Origin of the sequence: Thermodesulfobacterium sp. (genome assembly GCF_030445475.1) — a bacterium.
Taxonomy (GTDB): domain Bacteria; phylum Desulfobacterota; class Thermodesulfobacteria; order Thermodesulfobacteriales; family Thermodesulfobacteriaceae; genus Thermodesulfobacterium; species Thermodesulfobacterium commune.
In genome coordinates, this window is the sequence record NZ_JASUTP010000001.1 from 242,426 (window position 1) to 264,935 (window position 22,510).

At 42.6% G+C, this 22,510-nt stretch carries 22 protein-coding genes and 2 tRNA genes; 16 read left to right on the forward strand and 8 right to left on the reverse strand.

What is annotated here, in order from left to right:
• Positions 1–109: 109 nt before the first annotated feature.
• Entirely contained in the window at positions 110–1,252 is a 1,143-nt protein-coding gene (gene hemW, locus PWP26_RS01285; RefSeq protein ID WP_301398815.1) for a radical SAM family heme chaperone HemW, read from the forward strand.
• Positions 1,228–1,962, forward strand: a complete 735-nt coding sequence (locus PWP26_RS01290) for a tRNA1(Val) (adenine(37)-N6)-methyltransferase (RefSeq protein WP_301398816.1) — start codon at positions 1,228–1,230, stop codon at positions 1,960–1,962. The genes hemW and PWP26_RS01290 overlap by 25 nt, the downstream gene beginning before the upstream one ends.
• 119 nt (positions 1,963–2,081) lie before the next feature.
• Here PWP26_RS01290 and PWP26_RS01295 read toward each other — a convergent pair whose 3' ends face one another.
• From PWP26_RS01295 to PWP26_RS01310, 4 genes are all read right to left on the reverse strand, one after another.
• Positions 2,082–3,416, reverse strand: a complete 1,335-nt coding sequence (locus PWP26_RS01295; RefSeq protein ID WP_301398817.1) for a hypothetical protein — start codon at positions 3,414–3,416, stop codon at positions 2,082–2,084.
• Between the two features lie 331 nt (positions 3,417–3,747).
• Complete coding sequence (locus PWP26_RS01300) at positions 3,748–4,533, reverse strand: UPF0280 family protein (protein WP_301398818.1); 786 nt, start codon at positions 4,531–4,533, stop codon at positions 3,748–3,750.
• Positions 4,534–4,638: 105 nt separating this feature from the next.
• Positions 4,639–5,196, reverse strand: a complete 558-nt coding sequence (locus PWP26_RS01305; RefSeq protein WP_301398819.1) for a fumarate hydratase C-terminal domain-containing protein — start codon at positions 5,194–5,196, stop codon at positions 4,639–4,641.
• Between the two features lie 110 nt (positions 5,197–5,306).
• Complete coding sequence (locus tag PWP26_RS01310) at positions 5,307–5,762, reverse strand: Rrf2 family transcriptional regulator (protein ID WP_287567750.1); 456 nt, start codon at positions 5,760–5,762, stop codon at positions 5,307–5,309.
• A 348-nt stretch (positions 5,763–6,110) separates the two neighbouring features.
• Here PWP26_RS01310 and PWP26_RS01315 point away from each other — a divergent pair.
• Positions 6,111–6,183 (forward strand) — tRNA-Phe (locus tag PWP26_RS01315).
• A gap of 30 nt (positions 6,184–6,213) precedes the next feature.
• Positions 6,214–7,038, forward strand: coding sequence for an RNA methyltransferase (locus tag PWP26_RS01320; RefSeq protein WP_301398820.1), 825 nt, complete (start codon positions 6,214–6,216; stop codon positions 7,036–7,038).
• Here PWP26_RS01320 and PWP26_RS01325 read toward each other — a convergent pair.
• Positions 6,959–8,254, reverse strand: a complete 1,296-nt coding sequence (locus PWP26_RS01325; protein ID WP_301398821.1) for a class I SAM-dependent RNA methyltransferase — start codon at positions 8,252–8,254, stop codon at positions 6,959–6,961. The genes PWP26_RS01320 and PWP26_RS01325 overlap by 80 nt on opposite strands.
• A gap of 199 nt (positions 8,255–8,453) precedes the next feature.
• On the opposite strand from PWP26_RS01325, the gene PWP26_RS01330 reads away from it, so the two are divergent.
• The 8 genes from PWP26_RS01330 to PWP26_RS01365 all read left to right on the forward strand — a co-directional run bounded on the left by PWP26_RS01330 (position 8,454) and on the right by PWP26_RS01365 (position 17,778).
• The gene (locus PWP26_RS01330) at positions 8,454–12,653 is read left to right on the forward strand and encodes an acyl-CoA dehydratase activase (protein WP_301398822.1); all 4,200 of its coding nucleotides are present in this window, start codon (positions 8,454–8,456) and stop codon (positions 12,651–12,653) included.
• Positions 12,654–12,778: 125 nt separating this feature from the next.
• Positions 12,779–13,048, forward strand: a complete 270-nt coding sequence (locus tag PWP26_RS01335; protein WP_000660063.1) for an AtpZ/AtpI family protein — start codon at positions 12,779–12,781, stop codon at positions 13,046–13,048.
• The gene (locus PWP26_RS01340; protein ID WP_000589030.1) at positions 13,026–13,469 is read left to right on the forward strand and encodes a hypothetical protein; all 444 of its coding nucleotides are present in this window, start codon (positions 13,026–13,028) and stop codon (positions 13,467–13,469) included. Before PWP26_RS01335 ends, PWP26_RS01340 begins: the two co-directional genes overlap by 23 nt.
• A gap of 11 nt (positions 13,470–13,480) precedes the next feature.
• A complete protein-coding gene (gene atpB / locus PWP26_RS01345; protein ID WP_301398823.1) occupies positions 13,481–14,233 on the forward strand; it encodes a F0F1 ATP synthase subunit A in 753 nt (250 codons plus the stop codon).
• An 83-nt stretch (positions 14,234–14,316) separates the two neighbouring features.
• Complete coding sequence (gene atpE / locus PWP26_RS01350; protein WP_022855588.1) at positions 14,317–14,691, forward strand: ATP synthase F0 subunit C; 375 nt, start codon at positions 14,317–14,319, stop codon at positions 14,689–14,691.
• 79 nt (positions 14,692–14,770) lie between these two features.
• Positions 14,771–16,300, forward strand: coding sequence for a YifB family Mg chelatase-like AAA ATPase (locus tag PWP26_RS01355; protein WP_038063547.1), 1,530 nt, complete (start codon positions 14,771–14,773; stop codon positions 16,298–16,300).
• A gap of 107 nt (positions 16,301–16,407) precedes the next feature.
• Positions 16,408–17,001, forward strand: coding sequence for a rhodanese-like domain-containing protein (locus PWP26_RS01360; protein WP_051754391.1), 594 nt, complete (start codon positions 16,408–16,410; stop codon positions 16,999–17,001).
• Between the two features lie 24 nt (positions 17,002–17,025).
• Entirely contained in the window at positions 17,026–17,778 is a 753-nt protein-coding gene (locus tag PWP26_RS01365; protein ID WP_051754390.1) for a rhodanese-like domain-containing protein, read from the forward strand.
• Positions 17,779–17,857: 79 nt separating this feature from the next.
• Here the strand turns inward: PWP26_RS01365 and PWP26_RS01370 are convergent, their stop codons facing one another.
• Complete coding sequence (locus PWP26_RS01370; protein ID WP_051754389.1) at positions 17,858–18,364, reverse strand: hypothetical protein; 507 nt, start codon at positions 18,362–18,364, stop codon at positions 17,858–17,860.
• Between the two features lie 140 nt (positions 18,365–18,504).
• Between PWP26_RS01370 and PWP26_RS01375 the strand changes: the two genes are divergently transcribed.
• The 4 genes from PWP26_RS01375 to PWP26_RS01390 all read left to right on the forward strand — a co-directional run bounded on the left by PWP26_RS01375 (position 18,505) and on the right by PWP26_RS01390 (position 20,741).
• Positions 18,505–18,576, forward strand: a tRNA-Val gene (locus PWP26_RS01375).
• A gap of 136 nt (positions 18,577–18,712) precedes the next feature.
• Positions 18,713–19,114 (forward strand): cyclic nucleotide-binding/CBS domain-containing protein, encoded by a 402-nt coding sequence (locus PWP26_RS01380; protein WP_038062947.1) that lies wholly within the window; start codon positions 18,713–18,715, stop codon positions 19,112–19,114.
• 15 nt (positions 19,115–19,129) lie between these two features.
• Positions 19,130–19,786 carry a DUF47 family protein gene (locus tag PWP26_RS01385; protein ID WP_301398824.1) on the forward strand — a complete coding sequence of 219 codons (657 nt, stop codon included), beginning with the start codon at positions 19,130–19,132 and terminating at the stop codon, positions 19,784–19,786.
• Between the two features lie 13 nt (positions 19,787–19,799).
• Entirely contained in the window at positions 19,800–20,741 is a 942-nt protein-coding gene (locus PWP26_RS01390; RefSeq protein ID WP_038062944.1) for an inorganic phosphate transporter, read from the forward strand.
• On the opposite strand, the gene PWP26_RS01395 is transcribed toward PWP26_RS01390, so the two are convergent.
• Together PWP26_RS01395 and PWP26_RS01400 are read right to left on the reverse strand one after the other, a co-directional pair.
• Positions 20,716–21,165 carry a hydrogenase maturation protease gene (locus tag PWP26_RS01395; protein WP_038062942.1) on the reverse strand — a complete coding sequence of 150 codons (450 nt, stop codon included), beginning with the start codon at positions 21,163–21,165 and terminating at the stop codon, positions 20,716–20,718. The two genes, PWP26_RS01390 and PWP26_RS01395, sit on opposite strands and share 26 nt — an antisense overlap.
• Before the next feature lie 82 nt (positions 21,166–21,247).
• The coding region (locus PWP26_RS01400; protein WP_301398825.1) for a Ni/Fe hydrogenase subunit alpha at positions 21,248–22,510 on the reverse strand (1,263 nt) is incomplete at its 5' end.

Here is a 22,510-nt window from a genome sequence, read left to right on the forward strand (position 1 = left end):
GCCGATTTTAAAATAGCAAGGCTAAAAATCTAAAAAGCCTCTCTCCCAAAGCCTTGCTAAACTAAAAGGGTAGCCTATAATAAGCCTATAATAAAAAGAAAAAAAACTGATGGCTTTTATCAGGGTTGCCCTTTATCTGCACGTTCCCTTTTGTGTAAAAAAGTGTCCTTATTGCGACTTTTATTCTCTTCCACATGTCCCTTCATCTGAAGAGGAAAAAACCTACCTTAAGGCTGTAAAGACCGAGGTCTTATACCTCAAAGACTTTGTGGAAAAAATTTCAGAAACCGAGCTTAACATCACCACCTTCTATGCAGGAGGAGGCACCCCTTCCCTTCTGTCACCAGGGTTTTATCAGGAGTTCTTTGAGTTTCTTTCCTCTCAGTTTAGGTTCACCCCGGTTGAGTTAACTCTTGAGGCAAACCCTGACACCATAACCCCTGAAAAACTAAAAGGTTTTGTTGAGACCGGGTTTAACCGGCTGAGCTTAGGGGTGCAAAGCCTTTCAGAAAAAGGGCTAAAAACCTTAAAAAGAACCTATCAGCTTAAAACCGCCTTAAAGGCCCTTGACATCGCCTCATCCCTTTTCTCAAACCTTTCTGTAGACTTTATCTTTGGATGGAAAGGCCAGGGACTAAAGACCTTAGAGGAGGAGATAAAAAAGGCCTTAAGCTTTTCTCCTACCCATCTCTCCTTTTACGAGCTAACCCTTGAGCATGACGTCTCTTTTTCTGGCTTTTCCCCTAACAAGCCGGTAGACCTTTTCTACCGGTTTATAGAAGATACCTTAGAATCCCAGGGATATGTGAGATACGAAATCTCAAACTATGCAAAACCAGGTTTTGAGTGCAAGCACAACCTCTTTTACTGGGAGGTAAAGCCCTATGTTGGGCTTGGGCCTTCTGCGGTTTCCAGGATAGCAAACCTGAGATGGCAAAACCCTCAAGACCTAAAAGCCTATGTAGAAACCTTGCTCAACCAAAAAAAACTTCCCCTAACCCCTTTAGAAACCTTAAACCCCCTTGAGTTTGCCAAGGAGTATGTTTTCATGGGACTAAGGCTGAAAAAAGGGATTGACCTCAGGACCCTGAGTGCAAAGTTTGGCTACTACTTAGACCCCTGGGTTTTAACAAACCTTATCGAAAAAGGACTGATAGAAAGAAAGGGAAACAGGGTTAGCCTGACCTCCCAAGGAAGGCTTTTTCACAACCAGGTGGTAAAACTCCTATGGAAAACGATGGAAAAGGCTTAAGTCTTACCCTGTTTTTTAAGGGAAAACTCAAGGTCTACCAGCCAGAAAAGGGCTTTAGGTTTGGGATAGACTCTGTGCTCTTAGGACATTTTCTCAAGGTTAAGCCTGGAGAAAAGGCCCTTGAGGTTGGGGCAGGGTCTGGGATCATCTCCCTGATGGCAGCCCTAAAACAACCCAAGGCCAGGATCTTTGCCGTTGAACTTGACCCCCTGTTTTTGCGGTGCTTAAGACTTAACGCAGGGAAAAATCTTTTAGAAAACTCGATTTTTCCGGTAAAAGGGGATATCGGAAAAAATCCCTTCAGAAAAGAGGTTTTTGACGTGGTTTTTTCAAACCCACCTTATTTCAAACCTGGATGTGGAAGACAAAGCCCGGATAAACTTAAAAACCTTGCCAAAAGGGAGACCAGGGCAGGGCTAAAGGAGTTTTTAAAGGCTGTGGCAGGGGTTTTAAAAAACCGGGGTAGGTTGTATTTAATCTTTACCGCCTTAAGGACAGCTGAGCTTATGGCAAGTCTTAAAGAGGTAAGGCTTGAGCCCAAGGTGTTAAGGTTTGTCCATTCCTATCCAGGGGATCAGGCAAGATTTATCCTGGTTGAGGCGGTAAAACAGGCAGGAGAGGAGACCCTTGTCTTACCTCCTCTTTTTATCTACAAGGACAAAGGAGGCCCTTACACCGCTGAAGTAAGGGAGATGTTAGAAGGGGTTTAAAAGAGGGATTAAGAAAAAGGTAAAAAAGGATTAAAAACAAAAAAGGGGCAACCAAAGTTGCCCCTTTTTAAAATCTTAAGAGTAAGGCAGGCCTTTGCCTGCCCTGTTAAACTTCCTCTTTAGAACTTCGTCTGGATGTAGAGGTAATAGTCAGTAATGGAGTCTTCGTATTCAGATTTAGATTCAGAAGACTTCAAGAAAGCCTTGGCAGCGTCGTCGTATTCTACCTTGTCAAACCCAAGGGACACCTTTGCAGCCTGGCCTTTGAGGTAGTAGTTCAAAGCCACCCCCCAGCGGTCAAAGGCAAAGTCTTTCTTACCACTAGCAACGCCATCTGCCTCTACGTTTTCATACCTGATGGCAAGGGCTGGCTTTCCAAAACCAACCACCGCATCATAGAGAAGCTGTCCCTGGGCATACCAGAGACTGGTATCTCCTTTTTTCACATTTGCTGCTGTTGTCGCATTACTGAATTTTTTTCCATCAGCAGTATAGAAGTGGCTGTCGTTTAACTTGATGTAGCCGACCTGAAGGTTAGGCACCCAGCAGCCAAACTTCTTCTCAAAGAAAAGGTCTGCCGTCCAACCATCAGCCTCCAAAGATTTGTCAAACTGTGTACCATAGAGAGAATCTTTATCATAAAGTTTTTCCTTATAGTATCCCAAACCTATGGTAAGGACGTCTTTTTTACCAAGGTAGGTGTCGCTTACCTTTCCGTGAGGAGAGGTGGTGGACTCTGGGGCAAACCCAAGCATAGTTGGAGTAAACTCAACCCTGGCAACCCACTGCAACCCTTTAAAAGCCTCATCTTTTCTCTTATCCTCGTTAAACACACCCACGTTATACCTGAACATACCGTTTGCGATGTCTCCATGCACAACCAAACCACCGTCTGCCTTACCGATAAGCTCTAAAGGATTGGTAGAGATATATTTTCCTTCTCCAACAACACCAGTATCCTTACCGAAGATTCCAGTAGCACCTGCACCACCCTTATCATACCAGGCGTCGGTAGGAATGATAAGGCTGTAGGATGAAGTCATCTGATACCTGGTAAAAGGCACCCTAACCTTACCAGCCCTTACCTGAAGCTCAGGCATAAACACAAAGTTAACCCCACCTTCTGCTAAACCTACCTTGTTGTCTTTAGCATATCCACCAGTCTCTTTTCCATAAGCACCTGATGCGTTCCACTCCCCATAGAACTGAACCATCTTGCTTACCTGACCGGAGATGTAAAAACGAGAATCCTTGATGTCAAAAACATTCTTTTTCCAATCGTCAGTGCCACCCTTTCCTCTTTCATCAAAGTTCTGATACATAATCTTCATGTTGTAACCAAAGTCTGCAAAGGTGTCTTCATCGACCTTGATCTGAGCAGCCTGGCTGGTAACGGCATAGCCCAAAACCAACGCACCTGCCACACCTAAAACCTTCCATCTTGCTACCTTCATGCCACACCTCCTTTATTTTTTTTCTTTTTTAAACCCTAACTTTCAAACCCTTAAAAAACAAACACCTCGTTAAAAATTAAACATAAAACCTCGTTTTGTCAACCCTGTAAAAACCAAACCTTCTTCCTAACCCTACATCCTTTCAAAGAACAGATAACATTCCATACCTTGCTTTATACTACACACAAGAGATTTTGTCAAGAAGCATTTTAGCAAGTTTTCCTTAAATAATCCCAAAAAATATCTTTTAAAAACTATTATACTTATCATTCTTCCTTTTTTGCCAAAATAAACCTTTTTTCTTAAATTTTTAGCCATATCTATTTTTAGATTAAGAAAAATTGAGGGGTTCAAGCCTTATGCCTTTTCCCCAAACAAAAAGTTTTTCTCCCAAAACCCCCACAACCCCCAAAATCCCTTCCACCTTCCTGGCCTGATTTAAAACCTTATCCACATCTCCTTCCTCTCTAAGAAGGTTCCCCAGAGCTGTGGCCAAGGCATCGGCTATCGAGGCCTTTTTATGGATAACCGTTATAGCGTCAGCCTTGCCAAAACTTAAACTATGCCCGATCTTGCCTGATGAGGTGCAAACCCCACAGGGCATAAACCTGGCAGGCACAACCACACACACCCTGTTAGAAAAGGGAGAATCAATGCCAGCAAACAAACAAACCCTTGCCTCCTTTTTCAACCACAAAAACACATCTCCCCCGTTTTCTACCACCACCTGAGAGCTAAGCCCTCTCTCCAGGACAGCCCTTCCCACCTTCTCAGCAATCACCCCAGCCACCGCCGCCATCGGCCCAACCCCTGCCACCCTCCCTGCCAGAAGCATCTCCTTAACTATGTCTGGAGCCTCTTCGTCAACAGGCAAAGGACTCAGACTCACCAAAAACTCAGGATGCCCAAGGACATAAGACTCAAGAGGAAGCCTTACCTCCCTCACAATCCTTCCCACCTCTAAGCTCAAATCCCTTTCTGCCAGAACCAGAAGGTCTGTCTGCCTGTAAACCACCCGGAACTTACAAAGGTCTGTGGCAACTAAAGTGCGATAAAAAGGAACCTGACCGTAAGGGTCTAAAGAAGCCTGTTTCCCTTCCTCCTGACCTTGGCTCATAACCCGGGAGAAAAACCTCGCAAAAAGATTTAAACCTTTTTATAAACCTTTTCCCAACCTCTTCAGGCAACTCTTCTTTTAAGGCGCAAGCAATATACCTTACCTTCAAAAAGAATAAAAGTCCTCCCCGGAAACTGAGTTTATCACCACCGCAGGAAAGTCCCTTACCTTTATCCTGAAAAAGGCCTCTGGCCCAAGGTCTTCCCAGGCGATAAACTCCAGTTTTTCTACAAACTGAGAGAGAAAGGCCCCTGCCCCTCCAAAGGTTGCAAGATAAACCGCCTGATGCCTTTTCATAAGCTCTACCACCTCAGGGCTTCTTTTACCCTTTCCGATGGTTGCAGCAAGCCCAAGAGACAAAAAAGCCTCCATGTAGGCATCCATCCTGCCTGAGGTAGTGGGTCCGCAAGCCCCTATCACCCTTCCCTCTGGTGCAGGGGTTGGACCCACATAATACATCGCCTGGTTGGTAAAATCAAACTGAAAACTTCCTTCTCGTAAAGCCTTAAGGATCCTTCGATGGGTAGCATCCCTTCCACAGAGAATCCAGCCAGAGATAACCACAGGCTCACCTGGCAAAAGTTTCTGCAAAACCCTTCTATCCTCTACCGGAAAACTTAACTTCTTAGCCTTAGAAAAAACCTGATTAAACCACCTACCCATCTCTCACCCTTAAAAACATCCCCTATCAACCTTACTTAGGTTAAAAAAACACCTAACCTTAAAAACTTAAGGCTCAAAAATCTAAAAAAACCAGGGGCCAAACTAAGGCCTTAGCAACAGCCGGCGGTAATCGTTTCCACCAGCTTTTTCTTATCCTTCTCAGTCTCAACCCTCAACAGGTCTCCCAGCTTGACCTGTCTAAGCAAGCATTCGATGTACTGCCCGATCTTTTTCCAGATAGGATAAGCCACACATTCCTCCACATCCTCACACCCCTCTCCCGGGTCGATGCAGGAGGCAATACAAACAGGCCCCTCAAGAGGCTCAAGGATCTCGTAAAGTGAAACCTCGTCTGGATGCTTTCTTAAAACATAACCTCCCCCAGGACCACGAGAAGACTTGATAAGCCTTGACTGACGCAACCGGTTTAAAATCTGGGCCAAATAAACCCGGGAGATGTTTTGACTGGCAGAAATCTCCTCCAACGTCACCCCATTAGGATAAGCCTTGGCTATCTCATACATCGCCCTTACCGCATACCTGCCCTTGGTTGAAAGCTTAAACATAATCCATCACCCCTTTTAAGTTTGTTTTTAATCTATTTAAATATACTTAGCTTATTTTAATATAAAATTTAGTTATTACAAGATATTTTTTAAAAAAATATATGTTTGGAAAAATTACTCAGAATAAACCTTGCCAAATATACTCTTAAACTAAATTTTTGCAAGAGTATCTGGGAGGGGCAACACCAAGGGTTTTTTCAACCTATAGGATGGCTGGCATCTGGAAAAATTTTTCACAGAAAGGCTCGGGTAAGGGCTGAGGAAAACTTTTTGCTAAAAATTTGGTAAGTTTTTAGGGTTTAAAAAGTTGACAAAAGTCCAATTTTAGGGTATGTTTAATATCAGGTCGCCGGGGTAGCTCAGTCGGTAGAGCAGCGGACTGAAAATCCGCGTGTCCCTGGTTCGATTCCGGGCCCCGGCACCTCCAAATCTCTTTCTTCCTCAGGTCCTGATGCAAGTACGTCCTGTAGCCAAGCCTGAAAAGGCTAACCTTGAAAACTTGGCGGTGGTGCTGGTAAACCCGATGTATCCTGAAAACATCGGGGCTACAGCCAGAGCCTGTGCCAACTTCGGGGTGACAAACCTGATCGTGGTAAACCCTGAAAGCCTTGACCAGGAAAAAATAAGGGCCATGGCTACCAAAGGTGGCCTCCCAATAGTAGAAAACATGAAGGTCTTTCAGGACCTTGAGGAAGCGTTAAGGGACTTTCAATACGTGGTTGGAACCACCGCAAGGCTTGGCAGAAGAAGGATGGTTTATCACACCCCTAAGGAAATAGCCCCTTATCTCTGTGAGCTTTCGGTTAAAAACAGGGTCGCCATTCTTTTTGGCAACGAAAGGTTTGGGCTTTCAAACGAACACCTTGGGCTGTGTGATAAGGTGGTTACCATCCCTACCACAGAGCAGGCCTCTTTAAACGTAGCCCAGGCTGTGGTAGTCATCCTTTACGAAATCTTTCAGCATGCAAGCAATCCTGTCTTCCCAAGACCTCAGCTTGCAACCCAGCAAGAGCTTACCATCATGTATAAAATAATCGAGGCTACCTTAGAAGCCATAGACTACATCCCTCATGAAAACAAGGTGCTTTGGCACACAAACATCCGGAGATTTCTCTCAAGGCTTGAGCTTACCTCAAAGGAGGTAAAGATTATCCAGGGTTTTTGCAGACAACTCCTCTGGGCGCTGGGAAAAGAGATTAACCTTTCCTCTCAAGAAGACAAACCACCTCAAAATGATAGGTCTGAGGAAACATGTCAAAAAGATAAACCTTCTTAAGAAGATAGCCCAGGTCTTTTAAGATCTTAAGGTCCCTTACCAAGGTAGGAGCATCGCAAGAAACATAAACCAGATACCTTCGGTTTACCTCAGGTAGAAACCTCAAGATCTCTTTACAGCCTCCGCGAGGAGGGTCAAGTAAAACAAGGTCAAACCTTTCTCCCTGTTTTATCGCCTGATATAGGGCTTCAGTTGAGCTCATCTGACGAAGGTCAAGCCTTCCGTCTATCCCGTTTTTCTCGGCGGTGTAAAGCCCGTCTTCTATGGCCCTCAGGTCTGTGTCTACCCCGAGGGCTTTGGTGGTCTCAGAAGATATCAGGGCTAAGATAAAGTTTCCCATCCCGCAATGTAGGTCAAGGACAGTTTCGTAATCAAGGCGCCAGGACCTGATGGTGTCCATGATGGCTAAGTTTATCTCCCAGTTGGTTTGCACAAAAACCCCTGGCTGAACGTAGTAAACCAGGTGGTCTAACCCTTTAAAAAGCCTTCTTCCACCAAAAGAGGCCCCTTCTGGGAAAGGGCCTTCTGGATGACGCCCTTTCCTCCAGTAAAAACAGGCCTTAAGACCAGAAAGTGAGGCAAGCTCTTTTAGGTCCTCTTTACCTGGCTTTAAAGCCGTCCAGAAAATCAGGGTAGCCTTGCCTTCTAACGGAGAAGACTCTATCTTTACCCTTTTGCTATAGGCAGAAAGCCTTATCCAGACAGGACTTTGATACAGATCAAAAAGCACCTTGTTTAAAACCTCTTCTGCAAGAAAGCACTTTTCTATTTTTAGTACCTCGTGGGACTTTCTTTTTACAAAGCCCATCTTAAAGGCATCTGCTTCAACATGAAGCCTGAGCCTGTTGCGATAAAAAAACTCCTTAGGAGAGGGCACCACCCCTTCTAATGGTATGTCCTCCTTCCATCCAGCCCTCACAAAGGTTTCAAAAAGGATGGCCTGTTTAAGGCTTAACTGGGCTTGATAGGTTGCATGCTGAAACTGACAACCCCCGCAAACCCCATAGTATGGGCAAAGAGGAGACCTTCTGTCAGGGGAAGGCTCCAAGATATCCACTATCTCAGCCTCGGCATAATCGCCTAAGTCCTTAACCACCCGAACCTTAACCAGTTCCCCAGGCAAGGAATAAGGCACAAAAAGCACCTTACCGTCAGAGAGCCTGCCTAAGCCCTCTCCCCCAAAAACCACCTTTTCTATCCTAACTGTAGCCTCCACCTTAAACCCCAATTCCCTCTGGTTTCACCCCGAAAGGCCTAAATCTTTATTTTACCACGCTAAGGCTTATAAACAATCAAAAAACTTGCCACCCAAAGACCAAACTTTTTAAAACTTTACTCTTAAAAAATTTTACTTAAAATTTAAACTGGGAGAAATTTTAAATCAAAAGGTTTAAAACCCTTAAAGGGGGTGTTTGATGACACGATATGTAGGGCTTGATGTAGGGTCAGGGACAGCCAAGGTAGCAGTCCTTGATGAGAATAAAAACCTTCTTTTCTGGAGGTACGAAAAAACCCACGGTCAGCCTATAGAAACGGCAGAAAGGCTTTTAACCGAGGTGGAAAAGGAGTTTGGGAAAGAGAGTCTCTCTGGGATTACCTGCACCGGAACGGCTGGTAAAACCATCTCCCAGATACTTGGGTGTGCCTTTGTAAACGAGGTGATGGCCCATGCCAAGGCAGCTACCTTTTTTCATCCTGAGGTAAAGACGATCATAGACATCGGAGGCGAGGACTCAAAGCTTATTTTCATCACCCATGAAAGGGGTGTGCCTGAGATAGAGGACTTTGCGTTAAACACCCTGTGTGCCGCAGGTACAGGGTCTTTTTTAGAGCAACAGGCTGCAAGGCTTGGGTATACGATAGAAGAGTTTTCAAAGCTTGCTGTAGAGGCTCAAAACGTGCCAAGAATAGCAGGAAGATGCACCGTTTTTGCCAAGTCTGACATGATACACCTTCAGCAGGCAGCGGTGCCTGACCAGGAAATCATCGCAGGGCTTTGTTTTGCCATCATCAGAAACCTGAGAAGCAACTTGGCCAAGGGAAGGGAGATTCTTCCTCCTCTGGTTTTTCAAGGAGGGGTTGCGGCAAACTTAGGGGTAAGAAGGGCGATAAGAGAAATCTTTAAGCTAAAGGACGATGAGCTTATCATCCCTGAACATTTCAGGATCATGGGAGCGATAGGGGCTGCCCTCTATGGGCTTGAAGGCAAAGCTGCCTCAAAATATCAAGGGGCTGACATCTTAAGGGCTTATCTCAAAGAAAGAACCTATTCTCCGCCAAGGTATGAGGTGTTAACACCTTTTAAGTCGCTTGAGATCTCAGAAAGGCTTAAACAGAGGTTTTTGATAGAAACTACCGCCTCACCGGGAAAACCCCAGGAGGTATGGCTTGGAGTGGATGTGGGGTCGGTAAGCACCAAACTTGTTGCCATAAACCAGGAAGGAAAACTTATAGCCAAGGTTTATCTTCTTCATCAGGGAAAACCTCTGGAAAGCATCAAAAAGGGACTTTTGGAGTTAAAAAAACAGCTTCCGGAAAACGTGGTGGTAAAAGGTGTCGGGACCACAGGTTCTGGAAGATACCTGATAGGAGACTTTATCGGGGCTGATGTCGTAAGAAATGAGATCACCGCACAGGCTTACGGAGCCCTTTTCATAGACCCAGAAGTTGACACCATCTTTGAGATAGGAGGTCAAGACTCTAAATATATCTACTTAGAAAACAGAACCATCTCAGACTTTACGATGAACAAAGCCTGTGCAGCAGGCACAGGGTCTTTTCTACAGGAACAGGCGGTAAAACTTGGGGTCCCGATAGAAAAGTTTGGAGAAATCGCCTTACAAAGCTCAGCCCCACTTAAACTGGGAGAAAGATGCACTGTTTTTATGCAGTCAGACCTTTTACACTACCAGCAGCAAGGACTCCCTAAGGAAGACCTGATTGCAGGGCTTTGTTATGCCATAGTGCATAACTACCTGAATAAGGTGGTAGAGGACAGAAGAATAGGGAAAAAGGTGTTTTTCCAGGGGGCGGTGGCTTTTAACCAGGGGGTGGTGGCTGCCTTTGAAAAAGTGCTTGGCAAACCGGTGATAGTGCCTCCTCACCATGAGGTCACAGGAGCTATTGGAGTAGCCCTTCTTGCTAAGGAAGAAACCCGGGGACAAACCCGGTTTAAAGGGTTTGACCTAACCAAGGTTAACTATCAGATCCAGGCCTTTGAGTGCAAAGAATGTCCTAACCAGTGTGAGATCCACAGGGTAACGATAGATGGGTCTCTCCCTTATTACTACGGAGGAAGGTGCGAAAAGTATGAGGTTGACCAGAGAAAACCTCAGGAAAACATCCCCAACCTTACCTTAGAGCGATTTGAAAAGCTTATCTCCTATGTAAAACCTGTGGAAAAAGAAAAAAGCCAGGACAAAACCATCGGTATTCCTCTTATCCTTCAGTTTTATGAGTGGTTGCCTCTTTTTGCCACCTTTTTTCAGGAGTTAGGTTATCAGGTGGTGCTTTCGTCTCAGACCTCTAAAAAAATCATCAAAGTAGGCTGTGAGATAACCCCAGGTGAGCCCTGTTTTCCTATAAAGATAGCCATAGGGCATATCAAAGAGCTTTTAGACAAAGGGGTTAAAACCCTTTTTCTTCCGCAGATAACCGACCTTCCTCCTGAGCATCCGGCTTTTGAGGTAGGCAAGGTATGTCCCTATGTACAGAGCGTTCCTTGGATAAGTCCTGCAACCTTCAGGTTCGAAGACCTTGGGGTAAAGGTAATAAATCCGGTGTTGCACTTAGGGCGTCCTGCTTTTTTGATAAACCAGGAAGTTAAAGACCTGGCAAGGATGCTTGGGGTCTCAGAAAAAGAGGCTAAAAGGGCCTGGAAGATAGGAGAGGAAGCCCAGAGAGAGTTTCATCACTGGCTAAAACAGAGAGGAAAAGAGATTTTGTCTCAGTTTAAAGAGGACGTGGTGCTTGTCATCGTAGGAAGGCCTTACAATGCCTTTGACCCAGGTGCTAACTTGGGAATACACTATAAAATTAAAAAATTAGGTATAGTCGGCCTGCCTGTAGACATGCTACCTTTAGAAGAGTTAGACAATCCAAAGGTCTTTGAACCTCTTTCGGAGATGTACTGGGAATATGGGCAAAGGTTTTTGCTGGCAGCCCATCTTATAAGGGAAACCCCTAACCTTTTTCCCGTGTTTTTTACCAACTTCTCTTGTGGGCCAGACTCTTTTATCCAGCACTTTTTTGAGGAACTGATGGGAGGTAAACCTTTCATAGAGATAGAGGTAGATGAACACAGCGCTGAGGCTGGGGTGGTAACAAGATTAGAGGCCTTTGTAGACAGTATCAGGGATAAGGTGAAACCTTACGAGCTAAAGAGAAGTTTTACTTTCCTTAAGGCAACCCCCAAAGAAAAAAGGACCATCTACATTCCTTACATGTGCGACCATGCGGTAGCCCTGGCAGCAGCTTTCAGAGCCTGCGGGGTTGAAGCCAAGGTGCTTCCAGAACCAGACGAACAAAGCCTTGAGCTTGGGAGAAGGTATACCTCAGGCAAGGAGTGCTATCCTACCATCCTTACCACAGGGGACCTCATCAAGCTGATAAATCAGCCAGGGTTTGACCCTGAAAAAAGCGTATTTTTTATGCCAAACAGCGGTGGGCCTTGCAGGTTTGGTCAGTACAACAAACTTCATCAGAAGATCTTACGAGACTTAAACGTTAAACTTCCTGTCTATTCTCTGCAACAGGACATGAGTTTTTACCAGGATTTAGACCTTTTAGGCAGAAACTTTATGAAGGTTGCCTGGAAAGGGATAGTAGCGGTAGACGTGCTAAATAAACTTCTTAGGGAAATAAGACCATATGCGACAGACAAACAAGAGGTAGAAAAGTTATACCAGGAAGGTCTTAATCAGATAGAAAAAGCCATAGAAAAAGGAGAAGACTTGGTTTCTGTGCTCTTAGACCTTAAAAACCGGTTTGCCGGTTTAGAAGTTGATACCAGGAAAAAACCCAAGGTAGGGGTAGTAGGAGAGATCTATGTTAGAAGCAACCGGTTTGCTAACGAAGACCTATACAGGTTTTTAGAGGACTTAGGTTTGGAGGTCTGGCTTCCTCCTATCACCGAGTGGATCCATTTTATCAACTACACCTCCAAAAACTGGGCTAAAAGGCTTGGACTTTTTAAGACCTACTTCAGGTATGTGCTTGAAAGCAGATACCTGAGGTGGGAAGAAGAAAAGTTTATATCTGTTTTTAAAGATGTTCTTGACACAGCTGAAGAGTTGCCGGTTGAGGAGCTGATGAAACTTACCCAAAGGTATGTGGACATAAGGTATGAAGGAGGGGAGGTGTTGCTTTCTGTAGGAAAGGCGGTAGAGTATACCCATAACGGGGTTTCGGGAATAGTAAACGTTATTCCTTTTGCCTGTATGCCAGGGAATGTAGTTTCTGCCCTGTTAAAAAGGATTAAAGAAGGAGAAGGGAAAAGGTTACCTGTGCTTACCGTTCCTTGCGACGGACAGAAGTCCCTTGGCACCAGGATGAGGATAGAGGCTTTTGCCGAACAGGTAAAGGAATTTTTTGCGAGTAAAAGAACAGCCCAGTAAACTTAAAAAATTTTATAAAAAATAAAATTAAAAACATAAAATCAATTGTATTTTTGATAATACGCCTGATTTTGTAGTTTTTTGCTGGTTGATTTTTTAAAAATTATGTTTTAAATGTATGTAAGTTGAAAGAGAAAAAGGATAGTGCTTTTAAATTTTTGTTAGAGGTTTTAGCCGAAAGTTTTACCATCGGGATTGCTGTAGTTTCTTCGGTGATAGCAGGAGCGGTGGTAGGCTGGCTGATAGAGGAGAAGCTTTTACATGGAAGGACTTCCCCGTGGATTACGACTATCTTTATCATTTTTGGGGCGATAGGGGGGATTAAGAACCTTATCTGGTATACCAAGAAGAGGACAAAGGACATAGGTAAAAATGATAAAGGAAGTAAGTCCTGAAAGGTTTTTTGGTGAGGCAGAGAGATTAATCCTTGGGCTGGTGGTTGTTGCGACGATTTTTATCCATTTAGTATGGGGTGGTTTGGTGGAAACTTTTTCCTTCTTGGCAGGTGGGATTTTAGGGTTTCTAAACTTCAGGACCACCAAAAAAGAAGGGATTGACTTTGTAAAAAAAATTCAGGAAATCTTTGCTTCAGACCAGAAAAATCTCTATAACAAAGAGCGCCACGTCTACATAGCAAAGATTTATCTTAAACTTTTGGCAACTGCCATAGTGGTTTATTTTTTGATAGCCCATCTTGGGGCTCACCCTGTTTTTTTGATTTCTGCGTTTGGTTTGGTTTATCTTAGCCTTACGGTTTATAGTTTTATCAAGTTTTTCCTGTTTATGAAAAAAGAAAAAAAAGAAATATTAACTTAGGGGGTCAGGTTATGGAACATCCTATACTGTTTTTGTGTCTTATTTTAGAAAAGCTTGGTCTTCCTTCTGGGTTTCATTACTATGAAGAGGCAGCCCATTATGGGCCTTTGGCCAAGTTGCTTGCTCCTCACATGGTCCACAGCTTTTTTGTGTGTATTTTGCTTATCGTGTTAGCCTATATAGGCACAAGAAAGATGGAGTTTATACCAAAAGGGTTTCAGAATTTCTGGGAGTTTGTGATCGAAACCCTCTACAACTTTACCAAAGAAAACGTACCTCACGGTGATGGGCATGGCCCTAACCTGGTGCCTTTGGTTTTTCCTTTGATCGTTTTTTATGCCCTTTACATTCTCTTCTGCAACTTTTTAGGGCTTATACCTGGGTTTATGTCTCCCACCGCTAATCTTAACGTAACCCTTGGTTTAACCTTAATTACCATCGTTTATTACCATTTCTTAGGAATAAGGTTTAAAGGGCTTGCCTATTTTAAGACCTTCTTAGGTCCTGTTCCTTGGTTGGCTCCTCTTATGCTTCCTGCTGAAATTTTTAGCCATATAGGAAGGATTATCTCTCTTTCTGTCCGACTTTTTGGAAACTTAGTATCTAAAGAGCTTTTACTTGGGATTCTTACGATGCTTGCAGGTAAGTTTTTTGCTCCTCTTCCGATCATGGTGTTAGGTGTGTTGGTAAGTCTTATTCAGACTTTGATTTTTGTTCTTTTAAGTTTGGCTTACTTTGCCGGTGCTGTTGAGGAACACCATTAAAAAGAAGCTTTGCCAGGGGGTTTATGAGCCTTCTGGCAAGTGTTTTATTTAAAAATTAAAATTTTTAAAAGGAGGTAGGTTTTATGAGAAAGTGGATGGTTTTAGGGCTTTTAGGTTTGGTGGCTTTACTTTCTGCTAACCCTGCTTTAGCAGAAGAAGTTGGCGCTGCTAAGATGGTTACTGGTTTTGGTTTCTTTGCAGCCATCGTTTTAGCCTCTGGTGTGGGCGTTGGTTTGGCTGCTCTTGGATGCGGTATCGGTATGGGTCATGCTACCCGCGGTGCTTGTGAAGGTATCGCCAGAAACCCTGAACTTGCCGGTAGACTTACCGTTACCATGATTCTTGGTATCGCTCTTATCGAATCTCTTACCATTTATGCTCTTGTTATCGCTCTTATCCTTCTTTATGCCAACCCTGTTTTACCCAAACTCATCCAGATCCTTGGTTTAGGTGCCTAACAGCTATATAAGTTTAGGATAAAAAAGAGGACCATAGGGCCAAACCTTATGGTCCTCTTTTTTGTTTTTTAGGATAAACATGTTTGTAAAGGTTTCAAGCTTTACGGTTTTAGGTATCGAAGCCTTTCCTGTAGACATCGAGGTAGATTTTTCGCGAGGCCTTCCAGGGATTACCATCGTAGGGCTTCCAGACAGCTCTATCAAAGAAAGTAGAGAACGCATCAGGTCTGCTTTAAAAAACTCAGGTTTTAGTTTTCCCCAAAAAAAGATTACCATAAACCTGGCTCCTGCAGACCTTAAAAAAGAAGGAAGTGGTTTTGATCTGGCGATGGCCTTGGGGATACTGGCTGGTATGGAAATAATCTCTAAGGAGGCCTTAGCTAACAAAGCCTTTTTAGGAGAGCTTTCCCTTGACGGAACAGTTAAGAGTACAAGAGGGATATTACCCTCTGTGTTAAAGGCTAAAGAGTTAGGGTTTTGCGAGATTGTGTTGCCTCTGGATAACTATTTAGAAGCTTCTCTGGTGCGTGATTTTAAGGTGGTAGGAGTAACCCATCTAAGAGAGGTGGTTGATTACCTAAGAGAAGGAACTGTGCCTTTACATCCGAAAAAAGAGGTTGACCTTGAGGTACTAAGGTTAGAAGAGGATTTCTCAGAAATATTTGGTCAGGAGATGGCTAAAAGAGCCCTTGAGGTAGCCGCGGCAGGTGGGCACAACGTGTTGATGATAGGGCCACCTGGTGCAGGAAAAACCATGCTTGCCCAGAGGCTCCCTACCATACTCCCTCCTCTTACCTATCAAGAGGCACTTGAAACCACCAAGATCTACTCGGTAGCAGGCCTATTAACCCCTGAAAAACCTTTTATCAACCATCGTCCTTTTAGAAATCCCCATTTTGGTATCTCTGAGGCTGGGATGATAGGAGGAGGAACTCATCCTAAACCAGGAGAGGTAAGCTTAGCCCATAACGGGGTGCTTTTTCTTGACGAGTTTCCCGAGTTTAGAAAAGATGTGATAGAGGCCCTCAGACAACCTTTAGAAGACGGACAGGTTACCATAACCAGAGCCAACTTTACCGTAACCTATCCTTCTAAGTTTATGCTGGTTTGTGCGATGAATCCTTGTAAATGTGGTTATTACGGACACCCTACCAAACCCTGTCAGTGCACCTTTCAGGAGGTTAAAAAGTATAGAAACAAAATCTCAGGCCCAATCCTTGATAGAATAGACATCCACTTACAAGTTCCCTCCGTAGACTACAAGGCCCTACTAAAAACCTCAGACAAACCTCAGATTAGCTCAGCAGAAATAAAAGAAAGGGTATTAGCTGCAAGAAAAATCCAAGAAAGACGCTATGGAACCCAACTTAAAACCAACGCCAAGCTTAAATCTAAAGAAATCAAAAAATACTGTATCTTAGAACCTAAGGCTCAGGAGTTTTTGGAAAAAGCTGCAGAAAAATTTAGTTTCTCTGCAAGGGCCATTCACAAAATACTCAAGGTAGCAAGAACGATAGCTGATTTAGAACAATCTGAGATTATCTTAAAACATCACATCACAGAAGCCATCCAATACCGCAGTTTAGAAAAAAACCTCTGGCAAGAATAGGACCTCTTGGTTCTATAGACACCACATTTATAGGTTTCTTGGTTGTTTTTTAGACAAATTTATTTATAATTTTTATAGATAAACATAAAAAACACCAAGGGGGATTTATGAACAAAAAGTATCTGGTAGCCTTAGGAGTCTCCTCTTTATTTTTTAGTTTAAGTATAGGGATAAAGGAGATGACTTCTGCTCCAGGAGAGCCAGGGATCAAACAGGCTCTTCCTTCATGTGTTCAACCTGGGTGTCACAAAGTTTCAGCCCCTAATGAACTTTGGGGTAATCTTATTTCCATTTCTCAAAAAGCAGGGCTTCTTCAACTTGATACCGGTCAAAGTCTTGACGTGTTTTTTGACGACAAGGTAAAGGTGCTTTACTGGGACCAACCTTTAAACAAACTTAACAAAGGCACCCCTATAAAGGTTGTCTATACAGAAAAAGACGGTAAAAGATATGCCTCTATCATAGCAGTAAAACCTCCGGTTAAGGTCCCGGCAGAAAAAACTATAGGTTTAGAAGAGGTTAAAAAACTGGTAGAACAAAAGTCAGCGTTAATCATAGATGTTAGACCTCCTGCCAAGTATGCTGAAGGACATATACCTGGGGCTATCAACCTTCCTTTGGCTCAGTTTGGGAAGAAACTACCTGAAGTCTTGAAAGATAAGCAAGCTTTAGCTGTGGTATATTGTGAAGGTCCACGCTGAGCGTTAACCCCTGCGGCGGTCAGTGTGGCCGCTTCTCTTGGATATACCAACGTTAAAGGCTTTGTAGAAGGTATACCTGCCTGGAAAAAAGCAGGCCTCCCTGTAGCAGTAGAACCTCAACACATCCTTTCAGAAATTTCTCAGGGAGTATCTTTTGTGCTTATAGACCTGAGGCCTAAGACCTTGGCAGAAAAAGGCTACATACCTGGGGCAGTAAACCTTCCTCTTGAAAAACTTAAAGCTGCTAAAAAGCAATTTCCTAAACAGAAAAACGCTCCCATCTTCGTTTATGATGAAAAAGACGAAAGAGCTTTATCAGCTATCGATATCATTAAAAACTGGGGATACACCAACATAGCCTACATTCCTGGTGGATTAGAGTCCTGGAAAAAAGCAGGAGGTAAGGTTGAAGTAGGGAAACCCTCCTCTAAGATAGTTTATGTTCATAAACCCAGGCCTGGCACCTTCTCTGTGGAAGAGTTTAAAAAACTACTTAAATCTCCTACCCTACCTGCTAACTACTTCATCCTTGACGTAAGAGAAGTAAACGAAACTCAAGAAGGTAGCTTCCCCCATGCGGTAAACATCCCCTTGGGAGAACTTGAAAAAAGATTAAACGAAATTCCTAAGGACAAAACCATCATTATTCATTGTGCAACAGGTATTAGGGCTGAAATGGCTTATAACATATTAAAAAGAGCAGGGTTTAAGGCCTATTATCTCAACGCTAACGTGAGTTTTGAAAAGGGAAAATACAAAATAGAACCTAAGGACTAAAAAACTAAACTTCCAGGAGAGGTTCTTAGAAATACCTCTCCTGGAAAAAGATCTGATAAAAAAGCTACCTTTCATATCTCTAAATTTTAAAAAATTTCTTAGGTGATATAGTTTCAAAAGAATAGATTTTTTCGTCAAAATAAGCTTTAACTGGGACCAGAAAATAGCCTGTTTCCTCTTTTTTGAGCTTTTGCCTTAGTTGAGGACTTATAAAATGAGAGTCTTCAACCAGGTTATAAAAATAAGAATCTATCCCAAAAAACCCGTCCAGAAGATGAGCTATCAGATGAAATATCTTACTAAGATAACCTTGAGGAAGAAACAAAAGATCTCTTATACTAACATAGCCTTCCTGATTTAAATCTTGTATAAACCCTTTTAAGACTTCCAAATTTTTTGTGATTCCTTTTTCTAAGGCTTGCCAAAAATCAGGGTCTCTTAAACCTAAGGTTTCTTTTTCAAGAACCTTAAATTCATCATATCTTACTAATTGATAGGTTGAAAGAAACTTTACCACCTGAGAGAAGGCTAACTCAGGGGTGCTTGCCTCAACCAAAAATAGATGAAAAACCTCTTCTCTAAACATATAACCTAACCTCTTTTAGTTTTTATCCTCTCATTTATAGGTCTATTCAAAAGCAAAAAATAGTTTCTTATACATAGTTTAACCAAAAAACTATTGACAAAAACCTATTTTATATTATTTTTAGACTATATTCTTTTTACGGGCGGATAGCTCAGGGGGAGAGCATCGGCCTTACAAGCCGGGGGTCAGAGGTTCAAATCCTCTTCCGCCCATTCTTTAGAACTTCCTGTTTAATTTCCTCTTAAGGTCCTATCTATTAAACCAAATTTTTCTTAGTATTTTATTGATTTTTTTATTTGTCCAATTTATAATATATTTTATAAATAATTAAAAACTATGGGGGGAAAGATGGGAAAAGTAGCCAAAGACATCATGAATAAAAAACTTGAAACCATATCTGCAGACGCTACAGTTTATGATGCTATAGAAAGGTTGATTGACAAACGTATAAGGTCGTTGTTAGTCTTACCTAAAAATCATGATGATTCCTATGGGGTAGTTACGGTAAGAAATATCATTTTTAAGGTATTAGCTAAGAATCTGGACCCTCATAAGATAAAAATAGGTGACATAGCCTCGAAGCCTGTTCTCTGTGTTCCTCAAGACACCCCCTTAGAAAAAATCTTAGAGATCATGAACTCACATAACATAGCGCGTGTTTTTATCACTGATGAAAACAAAAAAATCATAGGGGTAGTGTCTTTTTTTGATGTTTTGTACAATGTTTTAATAGAACAGGCTAAAAAATAAGAGAGGGTTAAAGATATGCTTGAAAAACTTTTAGGTGGAGGAAAGTTAGAAAAAAAAGCCATAACCAAAATTCAAGAATACCTTAAAACCCTTTGTGCTGCTACAGAGTGTCTAAAAGAGACCTTACTTCAAGAGAGTTTTGAACAAACCTATTGTATAGAAAACCTTGAACGAGAGGCAGACTCTCTTAAAAGAGAGATCATAGGTATCATCTATGAGGGGGCTTTTTTACCTTACATAAGACCTAATCTTTGTAACTTTATCGAGATCGTCGAAAAAGCTTTTGACCATATGAAAGTTTGTGCCTTTGAGTATCGCTACATCTTAAATTCTGACCTTTATGGACTAACCTATAAAAACATAGAAGAAGAATGTTTAAGGATAGCCCACATCAACGTGGAGATGTGTCAGATCCTGATAAAATCCTTTGAGGCACTCTGGACTAAAGATAACATCAGAGAAAAAAATCTTGCCATAAGAATTTTAGAAAAAAAGGTAGATGAAATCAAGTTGGAACTTACAGAAAAGATAAGAAATTGCAAACTCTGTAAGATTACTAACTACTGGGAAGGAAAGATTATGTCTGACTTTGTTGATGCTCTTGTGTCTGTTAGCGACGTCATAGAGGATGCAAGCGATTACCTTTATTTGTTAGACCTTAGTTTAAGGTAGCCCTCCCTTATCTATGATAGAGATTGCCATCATAGCCAGCCTTTTGATTGCCTTTGGTATAGGTTCAAACGACGCTTCAAACGCTCTTGGTATCTCGATCGGAGCAGGAATAATCCGGTTTAAACGGGCTGTGCTTCTTTTTGGAGTGCTGGTTTTTCTTGGAGTCTTACTTAACGGAGATAAGGTGATGAAAACCGTAGGTAAATCCCTTGTAGAAACCACCCCCCTTAGTTTAAGCCTCTCGCTGCTGTTATCGGCATTGTTGATACTTTTTTCCAACTGGAGAAAACTTCCTCTATCTACCCATCAGGTTATCATAGGAAGCCTTATCGGTAGTGGTTTGGCTCTAAAACTCAGTGTTAATGTTTTTTCTTTAATAAAGATAGTGGTTTCCTGGCTGGTCTCACCTATAATAGCCTGTTTAGTAAGCTTTTTTCTATACAAACTGGTGATCAGGGTTACTTCCAGGTTGCCTTTTTTTAGGATAGAAAACCTTTTAAAGATGTTCTTATTAATAAGTTCTTCCCTCATCTCTTATAATACCGGAGCTAATGAATTGGCAACAGTCCTTGGACCGGTGATGTATACAGGATTAAGCTTAAATAAAATATTCCTCTATTTTATCGCCTCAACCCTTATCTTTCTGGGAGCTGTTTTACTTAGCCACAGGGTGATAGAAACCGTAGGAAAAGGCATTACCTCTTTGGATCCACTTTCAGGTTTTGTAGCTCAGTTTGGGGCAGGATTATGTATTTTTTCTTTTACTTTATTAGGGATGCCTATCTCAACCACCTATTGCATCATAGGTGGGATAACTGGTGTTGGCCTCACCAAAGGATTTAAAACCATCAAATTAGACCTGATCAAAAAAATAGGTATCAACTGGGTGTTTACACTTACGACTTCAGTAACCCTTGCGTTTCTGTTGACTAAATTAGTCCTAAATATTCTTTGATAATCTCTACTACCTTAGGAATGGCTGCCTTAACCTTAGGGCTACAATCTCTATCCAAAGTATCTATATCTTCTACCTCTACCCCGATGATCTTTATCTCCTTAGGCATTTCCTCTTGAAAAACTTGATAACCAATCCTTATTACCTCAAAAACCGTAAGACTATGAGTACCGCTGGCATAAACCTTATCAAAGGTTTTAAACGGGTCAATCTCGACTATCGTCCCAGGTTCAACCCCTACCTTTACCCCATCAACTATGACAGCAACGTCATACCCCAACATCACATCTATTACCTTTAAGTCAGTGTTAAGCAAACAAACAGTATCTACCAAACCTTCCAGCTGTTCTACTATCTTATACCCAACCCCATCGTCTTTAAAGTTAGGGTTGCCTATTCCTATAACTATGGCCTTTTTCTGCATAACTTAATTATAAACTACTTATCAAAATAAAAAAGGGGGCTATAAAGCCCCCTTTTAAAAATTCTTCCTACGGAAACACAACTTATTTAAAGTTTCTCAAACTTTTTACCAGCTCTCCGTCCTTGGTGTAGATGTCTATCTGCACAGGCAACTTCCCAGGTAAGGTGTGAGTAGAACAGGCAAAACAAAGGTCATAGGGCCTGTAAGCTATCTCTACCAGGTTCAAAATTCCCTCATCTACCTTTCCTTCCTTGATAAAATTCTCTGCCGCCCTCTTGATCGCTATGTTTATAGACCCTTTGTTGTGGGTGGTTGCAACTATGATGTTTGCGTCAGTTACTATACCCTTACTGTCTGTCTTGTAATGATGAATAAGCGTTCCCCTCGCTGCCTCAACAATCCCTACTCCCTCTCCTAATGCCTCACCTAACTCCTGCCTCACGTCAGGAGCTGTGATACTCTCGTCTGACGCAAGCTCCTTCACCTTCTCCGCACAATGCAACAACTCTATCGCCCTCGCCCAGTGATAACCCAGTATGTTATGCACAGGCTTCCCTCCAAAAAACTCTACCATCTCCTCATACGCCTCCTGCGCACCAGGTGTGTCAAATCCATTCCCCACGTTAAACCTCGCTAGCGGCCCCACACTGTATAAACTCGTTCCCTCTCCATCCACTATCCCCTTCCAACCTAACTTCTTAATGTACGGTGCCTTCTGATAACTCCACGGCAACGTCCTCTCTGCTATCCACTCCAAATACTCCTTACCACTAAACCTACCTATCTCATTACCCTTCGTGTCCACAAACACCTGTGTACCATCATAATAGGTTACCTTCCCAGCCTCATCCACCGTTCCCAAATAATTCGTTACCACCTTGTAAATGTCCCCCTTTATCAACTCCACATACTGAGGATTACTTAACACCAAATCCTTAAACGCCTTAAGCGTAAACTTCCCTAACTCCACACACTCATCCGCATACCTCAGTATCTCCTGCCTTTCCTCCTCCTTCAGCCTCTTGCTCCATCCCCCGGGTATCGCTGCCACTGGATGGCTTGGCCTTCCTCCAAGGATCTCAAAGATCCTAACAGCAGCAAATCTCTTCTTCAAAACATCTCTTCCTACATCAACTCCCACCTTCATAATCAACCCAACCAAGTTCCTCTCTGCTGGAGATGCCGTAGGCCCACAAACAAAATCAGGCAACCCCAACGCATATATGATCTCCATGTGGTCCTCTACATAATGCGCATAATAAAACAACTCCCTCAACTTCCTCGCCGTCTCCGTAGGCTTTACCCCATATACCTCATCTGCGGCCTTCAACGAGGCCATAAAATG